16 protein-coding genes and 2 pseudogenes are annotated in these 16,450 nt (G+C 39.8%); 7 read left to right on the plus strand and 11 right to left on the minus strand.

Annotated features, from left to right (window positions below):
- Positions 1-22 precede the first annotated feature (22 nt).
- Positions 23-100, plus strand: a pseudogene (locus tag HT717_RS01970) (IS3 family transposase); the annotation flags it as partial.
- Positions 101-233: 133 nt separating this feature from the next.
- Here HT717_RS01970 and HT717_RS01975 read toward each other — a convergent pair.
- The 9 genes and pseudogenes from HT717_RS01975 to HT717_RS02015 all read right to left on the minus strand — a co-directional run bounded on the left by HT717_RS01975 (position 234) and on the right by HT717_RS02015 (position 5,183).
- A complete protein-coding gene (locus tag HT717_RS01975) occupies positions 234-902 on the minus strand; it encodes a hypothetical protein (protein WP_173304254.1) in 669 nt (222 codons plus the stop codon).
- A gap of 57 nt (positions 903-959) precedes the next feature.
- Positions 960-1,796, minus strand: coding sequence for a VanW family protein (locus HT717_RS01980; RefSeq protein WP_020900072.1), 837 nt, complete (start codon positions 1,794-1,796; stop codon positions 960-962).
- The gene (locus tag HT717_RS01985; RefSeq protein ID WP_049540302.1) at positions 1,780-2,328 is read right to left on the minus strand and encodes a YqeG family HAD IIIA-type phosphatase; all 549 of its coding nucleotides are present in this window, start codon (positions 2,326-2,328) and stop codon (positions 1,780-1,782) included. Before HT717_RS01985 ends, HT717_RS01980 begins: the two co-directional genes overlap by 17 nt.
- Positions 2,329-2,764: 436 nt before the next feature.
- Positions 2,765-3,241, minus strand: coding sequence for a glutathione peroxidase (locus HT717_RS01990; protein ID WP_049540301.1), 477 nt, complete (start codon positions 3,239-3,241; stop codon positions 2,765-2,767).
- Positions 3,238-3,816 (minus strand): DUF3278 domain-containing protein, encoded by a 579-nt coding sequence (locus HT717_RS01995; protein ID WP_049540300.1) that lies wholly within the window; start codon positions 3,814-3,816, stop codon positions 3,238-3,240. Before HT717_RS01995 ends, HT717_RS01990 begins: the two co-directional genes overlap by 4 nt.
- Positions 3,817-3,842: 26 nt before the next feature.
- Positions 3,843-4,169: a hypothetical protein gene (locus tag HT717_RS02000; protein WP_173304256.1), complete on the minus strand. Its 327-nt coding sequence runs from the start codon at positions 4,167-4,169 to the stop codon at positions 3,843-3,845.
- Between the two features lie 9 nt (positions 4,170-4,178).
- Positions 4,179-4,421, minus strand: coding sequence for a hypothetical protein (locus HT717_RS02005; RefSeq protein WP_049540306.1), 243 nt, complete (start codon positions 4,419-4,421; stop codon positions 4,179-4,181).
- Positions 4,422-4,431: 10 nt separating this feature from the next.
- Positions 4,432-4,973: pseudogene (locus HT717_RS02010) on the minus strand (DUF3278 domain-containing protein).
- 15 nt (positions 4,974-4,988) lie between these two features.
- Positions 4,989-5,183, minus strand: coding sequence for a helix-turn-helix transcriptional regulator (locus tag HT717_RS02015; protein WP_001082470.1), 195 nt, complete (start codon positions 5,181-5,183; stop codon positions 4,989-4,991).
- Between the two features lie 166 nt (positions 5,184-5,349).
- On the opposite strand from HT717_RS02015, the gene rsmH reads away from it, so the two are divergent.
- From rsmH to HT717_RS02045, 5 genes are all read left to right on the plus strand, one after another.
- Positions 5,350-6,300, plus strand: coding sequence for a 16S rRNA (cytosine(1402)-N(4))-methyltransferase RsmH (rsmH, locus tag HT717_RS02020; RefSeq protein WP_101781647.1), 951 nt, complete (start codon positions 5,350-5,352; stop codon positions 6,298-6,300).
- 9 nt (positions 6,301-6,309) lie between these two features.
- Complete coding sequence (gene ftsL, locus HT717_RS02025; RefSeq protein ID WP_000227825.1) at positions 6,310-6,627, plus strand: cell division protein FtsL; 318 nt, start codon at positions 6,310-6,312, stop codon at positions 6,625-6,627.
- Between the two features lie 3 nt (positions 6,628-6,630).
- A complete protein-coding gene (gene pbp2X / locus HT717_RS02030) occupies positions 6,631-8,883 on the plus strand; it encodes a penicillin-binding protein PBP2X (protein ID WP_173304258.1) in 2,253 nt (750 codons plus the stop codon).
- A 1-nt stretch (position 8,884) separates the two neighbouring features.
- Positions 8,885-9,865: a phospho-N-acetylmuramoyl-pentapeptide-transferase gene (gene mraY / locus HT717_RS02035; RefSeq protein ID WP_173304260.1), complete on the plus strand. Its 981-nt coding sequence runs from the start codon at positions 8,885-8,887 to the stop codon at positions 9,863-9,865.
- Between the two features lie 459 nt (positions 9,866-10,324).
- Entirely contained in the window at positions 10,325-12,430 is a 2,106-nt protein-coding gene (locus tag HT717_RS02045; protein ID WP_173304264.1) for an ATP-dependent Clp protease ATP-binding subunit, read from the plus strand.
- A 60-nt stretch (positions 12,431-12,490) separates the two neighbouring features.
- Here the strand turns inward: HT717_RS02045 and HT717_RS02050 are convergent, their stop codons facing one another.
- Both HT717_RS02050 and HT717_RS02055 read right to left on the minus strand, forming a co-directional pair.
- Entirely contained in the window at positions 12,491-12,973 is a 483-nt protein-coding gene (locus HT717_RS02050; RefSeq protein WP_000032547.1) for an S-ribosylhomocysteine lyase, read from the minus strand.
- Between the two features lie 94 nt (positions 12,974-13,067).
- Positions 13,068-14,552 (minus strand): DUF1846 domain-containing protein, encoded by a 1,485-nt coding sequence (locus HT717_RS02055; protein WP_033680714.1) that lies wholly within the window; start codon positions 14,550-14,552, stop codon positions 13,068-13,070.
- A 152-nt stretch (positions 14,553-14,704) separates the two neighbouring features.
- On the opposite strand from HT717_RS02055, the gene HT717_RS02060 reads away from it, so the two are divergent.
- Positions 14,705-16,312, plus strand: a complete 1,608-nt coding sequence (locus HT717_RS02060) for an alpha-glucosidase (protein ID WP_049539454.1) — start codon at positions 14,705-14,707, stop codon at positions 16,310-16,312.
- The last annotated feature ends 138 nt before the right edge of the window (positions 16,313-16,450 follow it).

Raw genomic sequence — 16,450 nt, forward strand, 5'->3', positions numbered from 1 at the left:
TGATTCAATTTACTATTTTTACTATTATAACAATAAGAAAATTAAGGTAAAACTAAAAGGACTAAGTCCTGTGCAATACAGAACTAAATCCTTTGAATAAATTAATTGTCTAACTTTTTGGGGTCAGTACATGAAAAGTTTGATAATATGCGTTTTATTATGGAAAGATTTACTTCATTTTCTCTTGAAATTGAGTTTTTTACCAGGCTTGTCTTCTTTTTATGCTATAAAGCTTATTTTTCTAAGTAATTACAAACATTATTAATTTGTTCATGAATTTCTGTACCAAATTTTTCTTCAAAAAATGCACTTCCGATTGTAAAAGCCCACGGATTTGCTTCAATGACTTCATCCAAACGTTCATAGCTATTAATACTTCCAGCCAAACAAACGGGTGCTTGGACAGCTTGAACAAAAGTATTATTTAGCTCAATAGGGTCCCCTGTATAACGATAACCTAGCAGGTCAAATCCATAAACTCCTTTTGCTAGATATTCTTTTGCTTGAGAAATCATATGCTCGATAGAACCTTCTAGGATAGATGGACGATCCGTAATTTGTCCAACAAATGGCATATACTTTATGTTGTTTTCTTTACAAAATTGGTTTATTGAATCAAAGAAGACAGTCCCCATTAAAATATCGCACCCACATTCTTTAGCTATTCGTGCGCCTTGGAGTCCACTTTCTTCGTCATATTCAACCACTTCAAGAAAAGTAGTCTTACCACAAGATTTCATTTTTGAAAATAAAGACTTCATTTCAGAAATAGGAAGTGGTTTTTCTTTAAAACCCCAATACTCAGCGTTAGAGTGTTTACATGATTCGAAAATTTCACTAGCATTTTCAACTGTGTGATCATTGTGCGTCAGCATAACGATTAATTTAGGTGTGTTGTTCATAATAGTTCCTTTTACCTTGAATTTAAGTCATTTTTTCATGATATCGGAAGATTTAGATTATTGTTTAATCATTTCTGTAGGTATGAGATCGGGATCATACATGACTTTTGAATGATTTTTCAAAACAAGTTCTTTTTCTAATGTTTGTTCAGTTATTCTATCAAGCTTTTCACGATAAATCATGGAGTGACGATAATAATGTTCTCCCTCTTTTTTAAAATGATGATTTTCTTCGACAATTTGATAAATGAATGGGAATTGGGCTTCACTTCGTAGTTCTCCGAAGAGTATTTCATTCTCAACCCATGTTCGTAATTGAATGATTTGGTTAGTTGGATTTTTAAAACGGTAATCTTGATGATTGTATTGCACAGATGTTCCGTTTGCAAATGGTTTTCTCTTTCCTTTATCTGGATCTAGTGCATCTGAATGCGCATGAAACTCCGTGATTTCCATGGGACTATGAACAATTAAAAGATGGAGTAGATTAGCTAAATTGCAGAGCCCGCCTCCGATACCGGGTTCCACTTTGCCGTTAATAATGACTCGTCCTTCTAAGTATCCTTTTCTTTTTGTTGTATTTCCAACTAAACTCCAAAAAGAGAATTCTTCTCCAGGGTAAATCATAATATGGTTTAAAGATTGGGCTGCAATATGAATGTTAGTTGCTTTGCCTTTCTGGAGATTGATATCAATACCAGGACCGCGCTTGATCAACTGAGTAGAGTATGATGAAACCACGTTAGGTAGGAGTTTTTCTTGACGAACTTTTGAGAATTTCTTTCCTTCTTTAAAATTTTGGATATGTCGTTTGAGATTTTCTTTTTTTAAAGAGATTTTATATGTGGTAGGACTAATTTCACAAAATAATAAATCCTTATTCCAAAAAACCATGCTGTTTCTCCTTTTTTATCACATCTAAATGTTTATTTTTCTTTCTGAAAAATGGGTAAGTAGATAGTATTATTTTTTCAACCCAGCGCTTTTTGCCAATTCCGCCTTCTTTAGGATCATATAAAAAATCAACTAAAATAGTGGAGATATTTGCCCGACTAGCTCCCAGAACATCTGTGAAAAGTTGATCTCCAATCATGACGGTTTCAAATGGTTTTAACTGCATCATATCAAGAGCTTTTTGAAAATTCTTAGGATTTGGTTTTTCTGCAAGAGGAATAAAAGGAACGGATAGATGTTTATTAAATTCTGTTATTCTTTCCTCGTCATTATTTGATAAAAGAAAAATTTGGAAACCAAGGGCTTTGAGATTTTGAAATAGTTCAATAACTTGTTCTGTGGCAGGAGCACCATGCATCACGAGAGTCTGATCTATATCAAAAATTAAACCCTTAAAACCAATTTGATATAATCTTTGATAAGGGATATCAAAAACATTTTTTGCTCGTGCTGATGGCATGAATGGGAACATTTAGTGTAAAGCCTTCCATTGAATATATATCAATAATTCTAGCACATATATAGAGCAAGGTCAACCGTGCTATTATATGTTTAGGTTTTGATAGCTGATGAAAGTAAAATGTCGGCATAGGTACATCTAAAGAAAATATGATAATTATGAAGAAGTCTTTTGAAAATCACTTAGTTTTAAGAGTATTTATTAGGTTTTAAGTTCGGATATGATTGAAGGCTAGCACCCTACATTTATTGAGCTTGAAAACTGTTAGGATGAGGGTGATGTATTAGAAACAGCTATATGAAACAGTTTTTTTGACTAGCAGTTTTATCAATTACAATTTACAATACTGCATGCTTCACTATATGGAGGGGCTATTTAAGTCAAAGCCCATCAAAAAATCCCACTATTCATTAGGCTAAAGGAGACCTAATCATAGTGAGATTGTGAATTATAGTAGGGTTTGTATGGCCTCTTCAATTTGTTTTGGGTCTGTTTTTGAAGAAAAGCGTTCAAATACCTGTCCATCTCGACCGATGAGAAACTTAGCGAAATTCCATTCGATTCGTTTTCCTAGTGGGCCAGATTTCTGGTCTTTCAACCAGACATATAGAGAATCTGCTTCCTTGCCGTTGACCTTAATCTTGGCAAAACGTGGGAAAGTGGTTTGATAGTTTAGGCTACAGAAACTATTGATTTCCTCTGCGCTACCTGGTGCTTGTCCCATAAACTGATTGCAAGGGAAGTCTAAAATCTCAAATCCCTGATCTTGATAGCGGTCATAGAGTTCTTGGAGTCCTTGGTACTGGGGCGTTAAACCACATCCAGTAGCAGTATTGACAACCAAGAGAACCTTACCACGATAGGCATCTAGGGGAGTTTCTTGATTATCTTGGTTCAAGACTGAAAAATCGTATAGTGAGGTCATTGATTGCTTTTCTCCTTCTGGTTGGTATGTTTAGGAGTTTTCTCCTCCTGTAGGGATAGAAAGCCGTAGGTCAGGGTTCCAAAAATGCTACCGATAATCAGACCATACATCAGTAAAGGAACACTTTTATCAAATTGCATGAGCAACTTCACAAAATCTGAAAGGGACAGCTGCTGAACGAAGACTTTATGAAAGATGAGTAGGATAAAGAGGCCAATCTGAAGACCGATAAACACCACCCAGCTTCGAAATTTGATTTGGGCTTTGCTGTAGGTTTTAAGGATGATTTCTGACTTATCATCTTTTTCCAGATGGAGTTCTTTGACGGATCTCTGGGTTTTTAAGGTAATGAAAAAAATGAGTCCAGAGTAAACGTAGGGCATGGCATAGCGAACCACCTCTATGAAGCGTCCAAATAACAGATAAAACAAGAAGAGGAAGAAGGAAGAATAAACGATTTGAACCATGGAACGGGCACAAGCCTTGTAGATAATTTCTTGCCGGCATTCATCAAAAGGGCCTTGGATATGAAAGAGATTTCGGAGTAGGCGAGTGGTTAAGTCTTCTTTTTTCATGATAGTAACCTCCTAAATGAGCAGTTTTACTGACTTTCTTTTACGAATTGATAGAGATAATAAAGATAAGTGATAGAAGAAAGGATAGCGATAGTGAACAGTAAATAATATTTCCAACCGCTTGAGATGAGCATCAGTTGTGGAAAAGATAGAATTATAAAGTATAGTGCTAAGTTGAGTATGCGCGTTTTTTGGGAGTCAATCTTTAGATAAGTCAGTCCTTTGTTAAGGGCTGGAATAAAGACTAGCCCGAGGAATATCTCGCTGAATGGCAAGTTCCCTGAAATGATGATGAAGATGAGCAGAGAACTGAACAAAATATGATAGGTCAGTAAAGTTAGTAATGATTTCATAGGTACCTCCTAATCCTGGTCTTTTTTAGCTCTTGCAATACGAAGTGAGTCGACAATATGTATCATCACTCCGAAAAAGAAAGCTCCCAGTATAGTTTTAAAAATATGTTTTGTATTTAGAAGAGAACTGATAAAATTTGGATTTTCACTTGTTAGGGTATCAATGGGTGGAATTATAAAAAATATTACTGTTCCATAAATCAAACCTGCTTTTAGACTAGAATAACATAATTGTTTCTTTTCTTTTTTCATGGGTTTTCTCCTAATCATTATCCTGATCTTCCTTGGCTTTTGCAATGCGACGGGAGATGATAATCTGTATGACCACTCCAAAGAAGACAGACTGGAGGATACTTGAAAAAATATTTTTAAAAGCGAGAAGAGACTGAAGATAGTCCTGACTCTCACCTAGCAGTATATGGAGAAGAGGGGTTACAAAAAAACTCATTAATCCATAGACTATCCCTGCTTTCAGACCAGAGTAGTGTAGTTGCTTACTTTCTTTTTCACTCAACATATCTGGATCAATGGCTGTGATGCCTGTTTTCTTGGTTTGGGAGAGCACATAGAGAGCAGAAATCATCGAAATGACGAATATCACAATAGGATAGCCGATAGCGACAATTTGCGGGTATTTATAAGCAAGGACAAAGGGAATAAGATTACCTAAAGTCATGAGGTAAAGAGAATCACAAAGATTTTATTACCGATACGGTCAGCTTCGCGCCGTTTGTGTTCGTCAAGAGGGCCAGAAATGCCATAAATGCGTTTGATTAGTTTTTCAGTGAAGGTTTCTTTTTTCATGAGTTGGCTCCTTTTTTAAAAATCATCCTCCCAAAAGAGACTGTTGAGGTCAGTTTGGAGGCTGCGGGCGAGATTGAGACAGAGTTCCAGAGTTGGGTTGTACTTGTCGTTTTCAATCATGTTGATGGTCTGTCTCGAGACACCGATATCCTTGGCCAGCTCGAGCTGGGAAATGCCCAGTTCTTTGCGAAATTCTTTCACACGGTTCATCTGGTCTCCTTTCTGGTTTATGTCGTATATATTTGACTATATTATATTCTTCTATAGATTGGATGTCAAGCATATTTGACATATTTCTTAAAGAAATCTTACTTGTTTTTGGTCTATTTGTCTGACTAGTGCAAGCTAGTCAGATTTGTGGTAAAATAGATAAGATATGACAAAAGAATTTCATCATGTAACGGTCTTACTCCACGAAACGATTGATATGCTCGACGTAAAGTCTGACGGTATCTACGTTGATGCGACTTTGGGTGGAGCAGGCCATAGCGAATATTTATTAAGTAAATTAAGTGAAAAAGGCCATCTCTATGCCTTTGACCAGGACCAGAGTGCCATTGACAATGCACAAGAACGCTTGGCACCTTACATTGAAAAGGGGATGGTGACTTTTATCAAGGATAACTTCCGTCATTTACAGGCACGTTTGCGCGAAGCTGGTGTTCAGGAAATTGATGGAATTTGTTATGACTTGGGAGTGTCTAGTCCTCAGCTGGACCAGCGTGAGCGTGGTTTTTCTTATAAAAAGGATGCACCACTGGACATGCGCATGAATCAGGATGCTAGTCTGACAGCCTATGAAGTGGTGAACAATTATGACTATCATGACTTGGTTCGTATTTTCTTCAAGTATGGCGAGGACAAATTCTCTAAACAGATTGCGCGTAAGATTGAGCAAGCTCGAGAAGTCAAGCCTATCGAGACTACGACTGAGTTAGCAGAGATTATCAAGTCGGCCAAACCTGCCAAGGAACTTAAGAAGAAGGGGCATCCTGCTAAGCAGATTTTCCAGGCTATTCGAATTGAAGTCAATGATGAGTTGGGAGCGGCAGATGAATCTATCCAGCAGGCTATGGAGATGTTGGCTCTAGATGGTAGGATTTCAGTGATTACCTTTCATTCCTTGGAAGACCGCTTGACCAAGCAATTGTTCAAGGAGGCTTCAACGGTGGAAGTTCCCAAAGGATTGCCTTTCATCCCAGATGATCTCAAGCCCAAGATGGAATTGGTGTCCCGTAAGCCAATCTTGCCAAGTGCAGAAGAATTAGAAGCCAATAACCGCTCGCACTCAGCTAAGTTGCGCGTGGCCAGAAAAATTCACAAGTAAGAGGAAAAAATGGTAGATAAAAAAGAAACAACCAGTCAATTCTTGCAGAGTCGTATAAAAAAATTCTCCCGTGTGGAGAAGGCTTTTTATCTTTCCATTGCGTTTACAGCTCTCGTTTTGGCGCTGAGTATTATCTTTATGCAGACTCGACTCCTACAAGTACAAAATGATCTGACAAAAATCAATGCGCAGATAGAGGAGAAGAAGACAGAGTTGGATGATGCCAAACAAGAGGTAAATGAATTGTTGAGGGCAGAACGCTTGAAAGAAATCGCAAATTCTAAGGACTTAAAATTGAATAACGAGAATATTCGATCAGCGGAGTAAGATATGAAGTGGACAAAAAGAATAACCCGATTTGCGATTAGAAACCGTAAATCTCCAGCAGAAAACCGTAAAATAGTAGGGAAGTACATCAGCTTGTTAGCTGTCGTACTTTTCGCTGTCTTTTTGGTTAATTTTGCTGTTATTATCGGGAGTGGTAGTAAATTTGGAACGGATCTAGTCAAAGAGGCCAAGAAAGTTCACCAAATAACCCGTACAGTCCCTGCCAAACGTGGGACTATTTATGACCGAAATGGAGTCCCGATTGCTGAGGACGCAACATCCTATAATGTCTATGCTGTAATTGATAAAAAATACAAATCAGCAACTGGTAAAATTCTTTATGTAGAAGATGCCCAGTTTAATAAGGTAGCAGAGGTTTTCCATAAGTATCTGGATATGGACGAGACTTATGTTAAAGAACAATTGTCTCAACCGAATCTGACTCAAGTTTCTTTTGGTGCAAAAGGAAATGGAATTACCTATGCCAATATGATGGCTATTAAAAAGGATCTAAAAGATGCTAGTGTTGAAGGAATTGACTTTACAACTAGCCCAAACAGAAGTTATCCAAATGGACAATTTGCTTCCAGTTTTATTGGTTTAGCTCAACTCCATGAAAATGAAGATGGAAGCAAGAGTTTGCTGGGAACTTCTGGGATGGAGAGTTCCTTGAATAGTATTCTTGCAGGGAAAGACGGTATCATTACCTATGAAAAGGATCGTCTGGGTAATATTGTCCCCGGAACAGAACAAGTTTCCCAACAAACAGTAGATGGCAAGGATGTTTATACGACTATTTCCAGCACCCTTCAGTCCTTCATGGAGACACAGATGAATGCCTTTCAAGAAAAAGTAAAAGGCAAGTATATGACGGCTACCTTGGTTAGTGCTAAAACGGGGGAGATTCTTGCAACGACGCAGAGACCAACCTTTGATGCCGATACTAAGGAAGGACTTACCAAGGACTTTGTTTGGCGTGATATCCTCTATCAAAGTAACTATGAGCCGGGGTCAACCATGAAGGTTATGACGCTCGCTGCTGCTATTGATAATAATACCTTTCCAGGAGGAGAAGTCTTCAATAGTAGTGAGTTAAAAATTGCAGATGTCACGATTCGAGATTGGGACGTCAATGAAGGATTGACTGGTGGCAGAATGATGACTTTTTCTCAAGGTTTTGCACTCTCAAGTAACGTTGGGATGACCCTCCTTGAGCAAAAGATGGGAGATGCTACCTGGCTTGATTATCTTAATCGTTTTAAATTTGGTGTTCCGACCCGTTTCGGTTTGACGGATGAGTATGCTGGTCAGCTTCCTGCGGATAATATTGTCAACATTGCGCAAAGCTCATTTGGGCAAGGGATTTCAGTGACACAAACACAAATGCTTCGTGCCTTTACAGCTATTGCTAATGATGGAGTTATGCTGGAGCCAAAATTTATAAGTGCTATTTATGATACTAACAATCAGTCTGTACGAAAGTCTCAAAAAGAGATTGTAGGAAAACCTGTATCTGAAGATGCAGCAAGCTTGACTCGTACTAACATGATATTAGTTGGGACGGACCCTCTATATGGAACTATGTATAATCACCAAACAGGAAAGCCAATTATAACAGTTCCTGGACAAAATGTAGCAGTTAAATCCGGTACGGCTCAAATCGCTGATGAGAAAAATGGAGGCTACTTGGTTGGTTCTACCAATTATATTTTCTCAGTTGTGACTATGAATCCTGCTGAAAATCCTGATTTTATCTTGTATGTAACGGTACAGCAACCTGAACATTATTCAGGTATCCAGTTGGGAGAATTTGCCAACCCTATCTTGGAAAGAGCGGTGGCTATGAAAGATTCCCTTAACCTGCAATCTACCGCTAAAACGTTAGATCAGGTAACCAATCAAAGCGCCTATGCCATGCCTAGCATCAAGGACATTTCACCTGGCGATTTGGCGGAAGCCTTACGTCGCAATATTGTGCAACCAATCGTTGTAGGAACAGGAACAAAGATTAAAGAATCATCTGTAGAAGAAGGAACCAATCTTGCTCCTAACCAGCAAGTTCTCCTCTTATCTGATAAAGCAGAGGAAGTTCCAGATATGTATGGTTGGACAAAAGCAACCGCAGAAGCTTTTTCTAAGTGGTTAAATATAGAACTTGTATTTGAAGGTTCAGGTTCTACTGTGCAGAAGCAAGATGTTCGTGCTAATACAGCTATCAAGGGCATTAAAAAAATTACATTAACTTTAGGAGACTAATATGTTTATTTCCATCAGTGCTGGAATTGTGACATTTTTACTAACTTTGGTAGGAATTCCAGCCTTTATCCAATTTTATAGAAAGGCGCAAATTACAGGCCAGCAGATGCATGAGGATGTCAAACAGCATCAGGCAAAAGCTGGCACGCCAACTATGGGGGGACTTGTTTTCCTTATTGCTGCAGTTGTGGTGAGTTTTCTTCTTGCTCTTTTTTCAAAACAATTGACCAATAATGTGGGAATGATTTTGTTCATCTTGGTCCTTTATGGTTTAATCGGATTTTTAGATGACTTCCTCAAGGTTTTCCGTAAAATCAATGAGGGCCTTAATCCCAAACAGAAATTGGCTCTTCAGCTTCTAGGTGGCGTCATTTTCTACCTTTTCTATGAGCGCGGTGGCGATATGCTTTCTGTCTTTGGTTACCAAGTGCATCTAGGGATTTTCTATATTCTTTTCGCTCTTTTCTGGCTAGTCGGTTTTTCAAACGCAGTCAACTTGACAGACGGTATTGACGGTCTAGCTAGTATTTCCGTTGTGATTAGTTTGTCTGCCTATGGAGTTATTGCCTATGTGCAAGGTCAGATGGATATTCTTCTGGTGATTCTGGCCATGATTGGTGGCTTGCTCGGGTTCTTTGTTTTTAACCATAAGCCTGCTAAGGTCTTTATGGGGGATGTGGGAAGTTTGGCTTTAGGTGGAATGTTGGCAGCTATCTCTATGGCCCTCCACCAAGAATGGACTCTCTTGATTATCGGAATTATTTATGTCTTTGAAACAACTTCGGTCATGATGCAAGTCGGCTATTTCAAAATGACTGGTGGCAAACGTATTTTCCGTATGACGCCTGTCCATCACCATTTTGAACTTGGAGGATTTTCTGGTAAAGGAAATCCTTGGAGCGAGTGGAAGGTTGACTTCTTCTTTTGGGGAGTGGGGCTTCTAGCAAGTCTTTTGACCCTAGCAATTTTATATTTGATGTAAGAATGGCACCCTGACGTTTCAGGGTGTTTTTGCTTTTTAAAACCTTAATGAAAATCAAAGAACAAACCAGAAAACTAGCCGCAGGCTGCTCAAAAAACAGTTTTGAGGTTGTAGATAAGGCGAAGCTGATGTGGTTTGCAGAGATTTTCGAAGAGTATAAAAAATATTGGTCAATTAAAGTCAAAATCCTTGACCTTTTTTGACTAATGTAGTATATTATGAACGTAAGGTAAATGAAAGCCTTACTAGAACACTTATTTAAAGTAAAGTAGAAAGAGGTGTGTCTATGTTTAATCTAGAAATCTTCAGAAGTAAAGATAGTCTACTCCTGCTTGAAAAAGAAAAACCAGAAATAGTACCTAGAGTAGCGATTTAGCTAGTCTAAATTTTTTAAAACAAAGGTCAAAGATAGTCAATATCAGTAATAATAACGAAGAAAAATAAAAAGAGGTAAAGAATATGAACAACAACTTTAATAATTTTAACAACATGGATGATTTATTTAACCAATTGATGGGTGGTATGCGAGGATATAGTTCTGAAAATCGCCGTTACTTGATTAATGGACGTGAAGTCACACCTGAGGAATTTGCTCATTATCGTGCAACTGGTCAATTGCCAGGAAATGCAGAAACTGATGGACAAATGCCACAACAGGCTTCAGGTATGAAACAAGACGGTGTCCTTGCTAAACTAGGTCGAAACTTGACAGCAGAAGCGCGTGAGGGCAAGTTGGATCCTGTTATCGGACGAAACAAGGAAATTCAAGAAACATCTGAAATTCTTTCACGCCGTACCAAGAACAATCCTGTTCTGGTCGGAGATGCAGGTGTTGGTAAGACAGCAGTTGTCGAAGGTCTAGCGCAAGCCATTGTGAATGGCGATGTTCCAGCTGCTATCAAGAACAAGGAAATTATTTCCATTGACATCTCAGGTCTTGAGGCTGGTACTCAATACCGTGGTAGTTTTGAAGAAAACGTTCAAAACTTAGTCAATGAAGTGAAAGAAGCAGGGAATATTATCCTCTTCTTTGATGAAATTCACCAAATTCTTGGCGCTGGTAGCACTGGTGGAGACAGTGGTTCTAAAGGACTTGCGGATATTCTCAAGCCAGCTCTCTCTCGTGGTGAATTAACCGTTATTGGAGCGACAACTCAAGACGAATACCGTAACACCATCTTGAAGAATGCGGCTCTTGCTCGTCGTTTCAACGAAGTCAAGGTCAACGCTCCTTCAGCAGAAGATACTTTTAAAATCCTTCAAGGGATTCGTGACCTTTATCAACAACACCACAATGTTATCTTGCCAGATGAAGTCTTGAAAGCAGCGGTGGATTATTCTGTCCAATACATTCCACAACGTAGCTTGCCAGATAAGGCTATCGACCTTGTGGACGTAACGGCAGCTCATTTGGCAGCACAACATCCTGTAACAGATGTTCATGCTGTTGAACGTGAAATAGAGGTAGAAAAAGACAAGCAAGAAAAAGCAGTTGAGGCAGAAGATTTTGAAGCAGCTCTAAACTATAAAACACGCATTGCAGAATTGGAAAAGAAAATCGAAAACCACACAGAAGATATGAAGGTGACTGCAAGTGTCAACGATGTGGCTGAATCTGTGGAACGTATGACTGGTATTCCAGTTTCACAAATGGGAGCATCAGACATCGAACGCCTCAAGGATATGGCTCATCGTCTGCAAGACAAGGTAATCGGCCAAGACAAGGCAGTTGAAGCTGTAGCTCGTGCCATCCGTCGTAACCGTGCTGGTTTCGATGAGGGCAATCGCCCAATCGGTAGTTTCCTCTTTGTAGGTCCAACTGGAGTTGGTAAGACAGAACTTGCTAAGCAATTGGCGCTCGATATGTTTGGTACCAAAGAGGCCATCATTCGTTTGGATATGTCTGAATACAGTGATCGTACAGCCGTATCTAAGCTAATCGGTACAACAGCTGGTTATGTGGGCTATGATGACAATAGCAATACCTTAACAGAACGTGTTCGTCGCAATCCGTACTCTATCATTCTCTTGGATGAAATTGAAAAGGCTGATCCTCAAGTGATCACTCTTCTCCTCCAAGTATTGGATGACGGTCGTTTGACAGATGGTCAAGGAAATACAGTGAACTTCAAGAACACTGTCATTATTGCGACATCAAATGCTGGATTTGGCTATGAAGCCAACTTGACAGAAGATGCTGATAAACCAGAATTGATGGATCGTTTGAAACCTTACTTCCGTCCAGAATTCCTTAACCGTTTCAATGCTGTCATCGAATTCTCACACTTGAGCAAAGAAGATCTTTCTAAGATTGTAGACCTTATGTTGGTTGAAGTTAACAAGACGCTTTCTAAGAAAGACATTGACTTGGCAGTGAGCGAAGCTGCTAAAGAATACATGACTGAGGAAGGCTACGATGAAGTCATGGGTGTTCGTCCACTCCGTCGTGTGGTTGAACAACAAATCCGTGACAAAGTCACAGATTTCCACTTGGATAACCTTGATGCTAAACACCTAGAAGCTGATATGGAAGATGGTGTTTTGGTCATTCGTGAAAAAGCCTAAGACAGAATTTTGAGCATAAAAAAGAAGGAGCCAGCTGAAAAACTGGTTCCTTTTTTGTGTTTAGATGACATGGCGTTCAAAGGCATCATCTGAGATTCCTTGTTCCAAGATGAGTTTCGCCCATTCTTTAGCAGAGAAGAGGCTGTGATCCTTGTAGTTTCCGCAAGATTCGATGGTTGTTCCAGGGACATCTTCCCAAGTAGTGGTCTCAGCAATTTCCTTGAGCGAATCCTTGATAACAGCTGCAATCTCAGCGCTGGTATGGCGTCCCCACATAATCATGTGGAAACCTGTACGGCAACCAAACGGCGAACAGTCAATCATACCGTCAATGCGGGTACGGATGAGTTTGGCTAAGAGGTGCTCAATAGTGTGAAGGCCAGCAGTAGGGATAGAGTCTTCGTTTGGTTGCACCAAGCGAATATCATAATTGGAGATGATGTCTCCCTTTGGCCCTGTTTCTTCCCCAATCAAGCGGACATATGGTGCTTTAACAATAGTGTGGTCAAGTTCAAAACTTTCAACAATAACTTCTTTTGACATGGTAAATCCTTTCAGTTTTCTTCTTTCATTATAACATAAAGCCGGCTCCTGAGACAGAGAGAAAACCTCTCCGATAGTGGAGAGGTTCAAATCTTTACTTACGATACAAGCGATCGTATTGGTAATAAGGGTCAAAGGTTACATTGATACCCAATTTACGAAGGACATTCTTGTCTTCATCTGTCAAGATGATGGTTGAGTGGGCTTCGCTTCCTTTGAGATTGCCAAGCTCTTCCATAGCACGAGCAGCGTCAGGATTTTCTGTAGCTGTGATGGCAAGTGCAATCAGGATTTCATTTGAATGAAGGCGTGGATTACGGCTACCTAGATGATCGATTTTAAGACCTTGGATTGGTTTGACAAGTTCAGGCTCGATGAGTTTTACTTCTTTAGCAATGTCAGCTGATTTCTTGATGGCGTTGATCAAGGCAGCGGCTGTAGGACCAAAGAGTTCGGAGTTCTTACCAGTCACGATTTCCCCACTTGGCAATTCAAGGGCTAGGGCTGGTCCGCCAGTTTCTTCTGCCTTTTGACGAGCAACGACAGCAACCTTGCGGTCTGCAGGTGTGATGCCGAGGTCGTTCATGAGCAACTCGATTTTCTTAACAGCAGATTCGCTAACTTTTTCGGCTTTAAAATCAAGAACAGTTTGATAGTAACGGCGGATGATTTCTTGTTTAGAAGCTTCGACAGCAGCCTCGTCATCAGTAATAGCGAAGCCAACCATGTTGACACCCATGTCTGTCGGTGAAGCGTATGGAGATTCACCAAGGATACGTTCTAGCATGCGTTTGAGAACTGGGAAAATTTCAATATCACGGTTGTAGTTGACAGTGGTTTCTCCGTAAGTTTGGAGATGGAAAGGGTCAATCATGTTGACATCATCAAGGTCTGCTGTGGCAGCCTCATAAGCCAAGTTGACTGGGTGATGAAGGGGAAGATTCCAAACTGGGAAGGTTTCAAATTTAGCGTAACCAGACTTGATACCATTGATTTGGTCGTGGTACATGTTTGACATACAAGTTGCCAATTTTCCAGAACCAGGTCCAGGAGCAGTTACGACAATCAAGTTGCGACTGGTTTTGATGTAGTCGTTTTTCCCCATGCCTTCTGGAGAAATGATGTGGTCCATATCCGTCGGATATCCTTTGATTGGATAATGAAGATAAGAATCAATTCCATTTTTCTCGAGCTGGTTGCGGAAGGCATCTGCGGCTGGTTGGCCAGCGTACTGTGTGATGACAACGGAACCAACAAAAATCCCTAATTCATTAAATTTGTCAATCAAACGAAGAACTTCTTGGTCATAAGAAATGCCCAGGTCGCCACGTGCTTTAGAGTGCTCGATGTTGCTAGCGTTAATAGCAATCACAACCTCAACCTGCTCTTTCAATTCTTGCAAGAGCTTGATTTTGTTGTCAGGCTCATAACCAGGAAGGACACGAGCAGCGTGGAAATCTTCTAACATTTTGCCACCAAACTCCAAGTAGAGCTTGCCGTCAAATTGGTTAATGCGCTCCAAAATGTGGTCGCGTTGTAGATTCAAATATTGTTCAGAACTAAAAGCTTGTTTTTTCATTTTTTTACCTCTGACCTCTATTATAATAAAAAATTGGAAGTTAGGAAACTATGGACTTAAAAAAGGAATCAAAAAGATTAGGCAAACGCTTGCACAAAATTCCCAAAAGCGCTATCATAGACTGTAGATTATTAAAATAATGAGGTAAGAAGATGCAAGAAAAATGGTGGCACAATGCCGTAGTCTATCAAGTCTATCCAAAGAGTTTTATGGATAGCAACGGAGATGGAATTGGCGATTTGCCAGGAATTACCAGTAAGTTAGACTATCTAGCCAAGTTAGGAATCACAGCGATTTGGCTTTCTCCAGTTTATGACAGTCCTATGGATGATAATGGCTATGATATTGCTGATTATCAAGCGATTGCAGCTATTTTCGGGACCATGGAGGATATGGACCAACTAATCGCTGAAGCTAAGAAACGTGATATTTGTATCATCATGGACTTGGTGGTCAATCATACCTCGGATGAACATGCTTGGTTTGTCGAGGCCTGTGAAAATCCTGACAGCCCTGAGCGTGACTACTATATCTGGCGGGATGAGCCTAATGATCTTGATTCTATCTTTAGTGGGTCTGCTTGGGAGTATGATGAAAAGTCGGGTCAATACTATCTCCACTTTTTCAGTAAGAAACAGCCTGATCTCAACTGGGAGAATGAAAAACTTCGCCAGAAAATTTATGAGATGATGAACTTCTGGATTGATAAAGGCATTGGCGGTTTCCGTATGGATGTCATTGACATGATTGGCAAAATTCCTGATGAGAAGGTAGTCAATAATGGACCTATGCTCCATCCTTATCTCAAGGAGATGAACCAAGCCACTTTTGGCGATAAGAATCTCTTGACAGTAGGGGAGACTTGGGGAGCAACTCCAGAGATTGCCAAGCTTTACTCTGATCCAAAGGGGCAAGAATTGTCTATGGTTTTCCAATTTGAACACATCTGTCTTCAGTATCAGGAAGGGCAACCTAAGTGGCACTATCAAAAAGCGCTGAATATCCCTAAGTTAAAAGAGATTTTCAACAAATGGCAGACAGAGTTAGGCGTTGAGGACGGCTGGAATTCACTCTTCTGGAACAATCATGACCTCCCTCGTATCGTCTCAATCTGGGGAAATGACCAAGAATACCGAGAAAAATCTGCCAAAGCCTTTGCAATCTTGCTTCATCTCATGAGAGGGACTCCTTATATCTATCAAGGTGAGGAAATTGGGATGACCAACTATCCGTTTGAAACACCGAATCAAGTAGAAGATATTGAATCTCTTAACTATGCGCGTGAGGCTCTTGAAAAAGGCGTTCCGATGGAAGAAATCATGGACAGTATCCGTGTCATTGGTCGTGACAATGCCCGTACCCCTATGCAATGGGATGAGAGCAAAAACGCTGGTTTCTCAACTGCTCAACCTTGGTTGGCAGTGAATCCAAACTATCAAGCAATCAACGTTCAAGAAGCGCTGGCAAATCCTGATTCTATTTTCTATACCTATCAGAAGCTAGTTCAAATCCGTAAGGAGAATAGCTGGCTGATTCGAGCTGATTTTGAACTTCTTGATACGGCTGATAAGGTCTTTGCTTATATTCGTAAAGATGGCGACCGTCGTTTTCTAGTTGTGGCCAATTTGTCCAATGAAGAGCAAGACTTAACAGTAGAAGGAAACGTCAAATCTGTCTTGATTGAAAACACCACGGCTCAAGAAGCCTTTGAAAAACAAGTCTTAGCTCCATGGGATGCTTTCTGTGTGGAATTGGGCTAAATATTTCTGAACAGAAAAATCTAAAATTGAAATCGTATAAAAACAAGGGAGGACTGTATGAAAGACAGAAATTCTTTGTTTTTTTATTCCTAAAGTTTATAAACTTTCATTCTCGAAATTCAATTAACTTTACAAATT

Origin of the sequence: Streptococcus sp. 959 (assembly GCF_013277075.1) — a bacterium.
In the GTDB taxonomy this organism is placed as follows: Bacteria; Bacillota; Bacilli; order Lactobacillales; family Streptococcaceae; genus Streptococcus; species Streptococcus pseudopneumoniae_C.

Bases quoted from the DNA above. Each gene is read 5' to 3' on its own strand.
- HT717_RS01975 (WP_173304254.1), bottom strand. From the start codon at position 902: ATGAACAACACACCTAAATTAATCGTTATGCTGACGCACAATGATCAC.
- HT717_RS01980 (WP_020900072.1), bottom strand. From the start codon at position 1,796: ATGGTTTTTTGGAATAAGGATTTATTATTTTGTGAAATTAGTCCTACC.
- HT717_RS01985 (WP_049540302.1), bottom strand. From the start codon at position 2,328: ATGTTCCCATTCATGCCATCAGCACGAGCAAAAAATGTTTTTGATATC.
- HT717_RS01990 (WP_049540301.1), bottom strand. From the start codon at position 3,241: ATGACCTCACTATACGATTTTTCAGTCTTGAACCAAGATAATCAAGAA.
- HT717_RS01995 (WP_049540300.1), bottom strand. From the start codon at position 3,816: ATGAAAAAAGAAGACTTAACCACTCGCCTACTCCGAAATCTCTTTCAT.
- HT717_RS02000 (WP_173304256.1), bottom strand. From the start codon at position 4,169: ATGAAATCATTACTAACTTTACTGACCTATCATATTTTGTTCAGTTCT.
- HT717_RS02005 (WP_049540306.1), bottom strand. From the start codon at position 4,421: ATGAAAAAAGAAAAGAAACAATTATGTTATTCTAGTCTAAAAGCAGGT.
- HT717_RS02015 (WP_001082470.1), bottom strand. From the start codon at position 5,183: ATGAACCGTGTGAAAGAATTTCGCAAAGAACTGGGCATTTCCCAGCTC.
- rsmH (WP_101781647.1), top strand. From the start codon at position 5,350: ATGACAAAAGAATTTCATCATGTAACGGTCTTACTCCACGAAACGATT.
- ftsL (WP_000227825.1), top strand. From the start codon at position 6,310: ATGGTAGATAAAAAAGAAACAACCAGTCAATTCTTGCAGAGTCGTATA.
- pbp2X (WP_173304258.1), top strand. From the start codon at position 6,631: ATGAAGTGGACAAAAAGAATAACCCGATTTGCGATTAGAAACCGTAAA.
- mraY (WP_173304260.1), top strand. From the start codon at position 8,885: ATGTTTATTTCCATCAGTGCTGGAATTGTGACATTTTTACTAACTTTG.
- HT717_RS02045 (WP_173304264.1), top strand. From the start codon at position 10,325: ATGAACAACAACTTTAATAATTTTAACAACATGGATGATTTATTTAAC.
- HT717_RS02050 (WP_000032547.1), bottom strand. From the start codon at position 12,973: ATGTCAAAAGAAGTTATTGTTGAAAGTTTTGAACTTGACCACACTATT.
- HT717_RS02055 (WP_033680714.1), bottom strand. From the start codon at position 14,552: ATGAAAAAACAAGCTTTTAGTTCTGAACAATATTTGAATCTACAACGC.
- HT717_RS02060 (WP_049539454.1), top strand. From the start codon at position 14,705: ATGCAAGAAAAATGGTGGCACAATGCCGTAGTCTATCAAGTCTATCCA.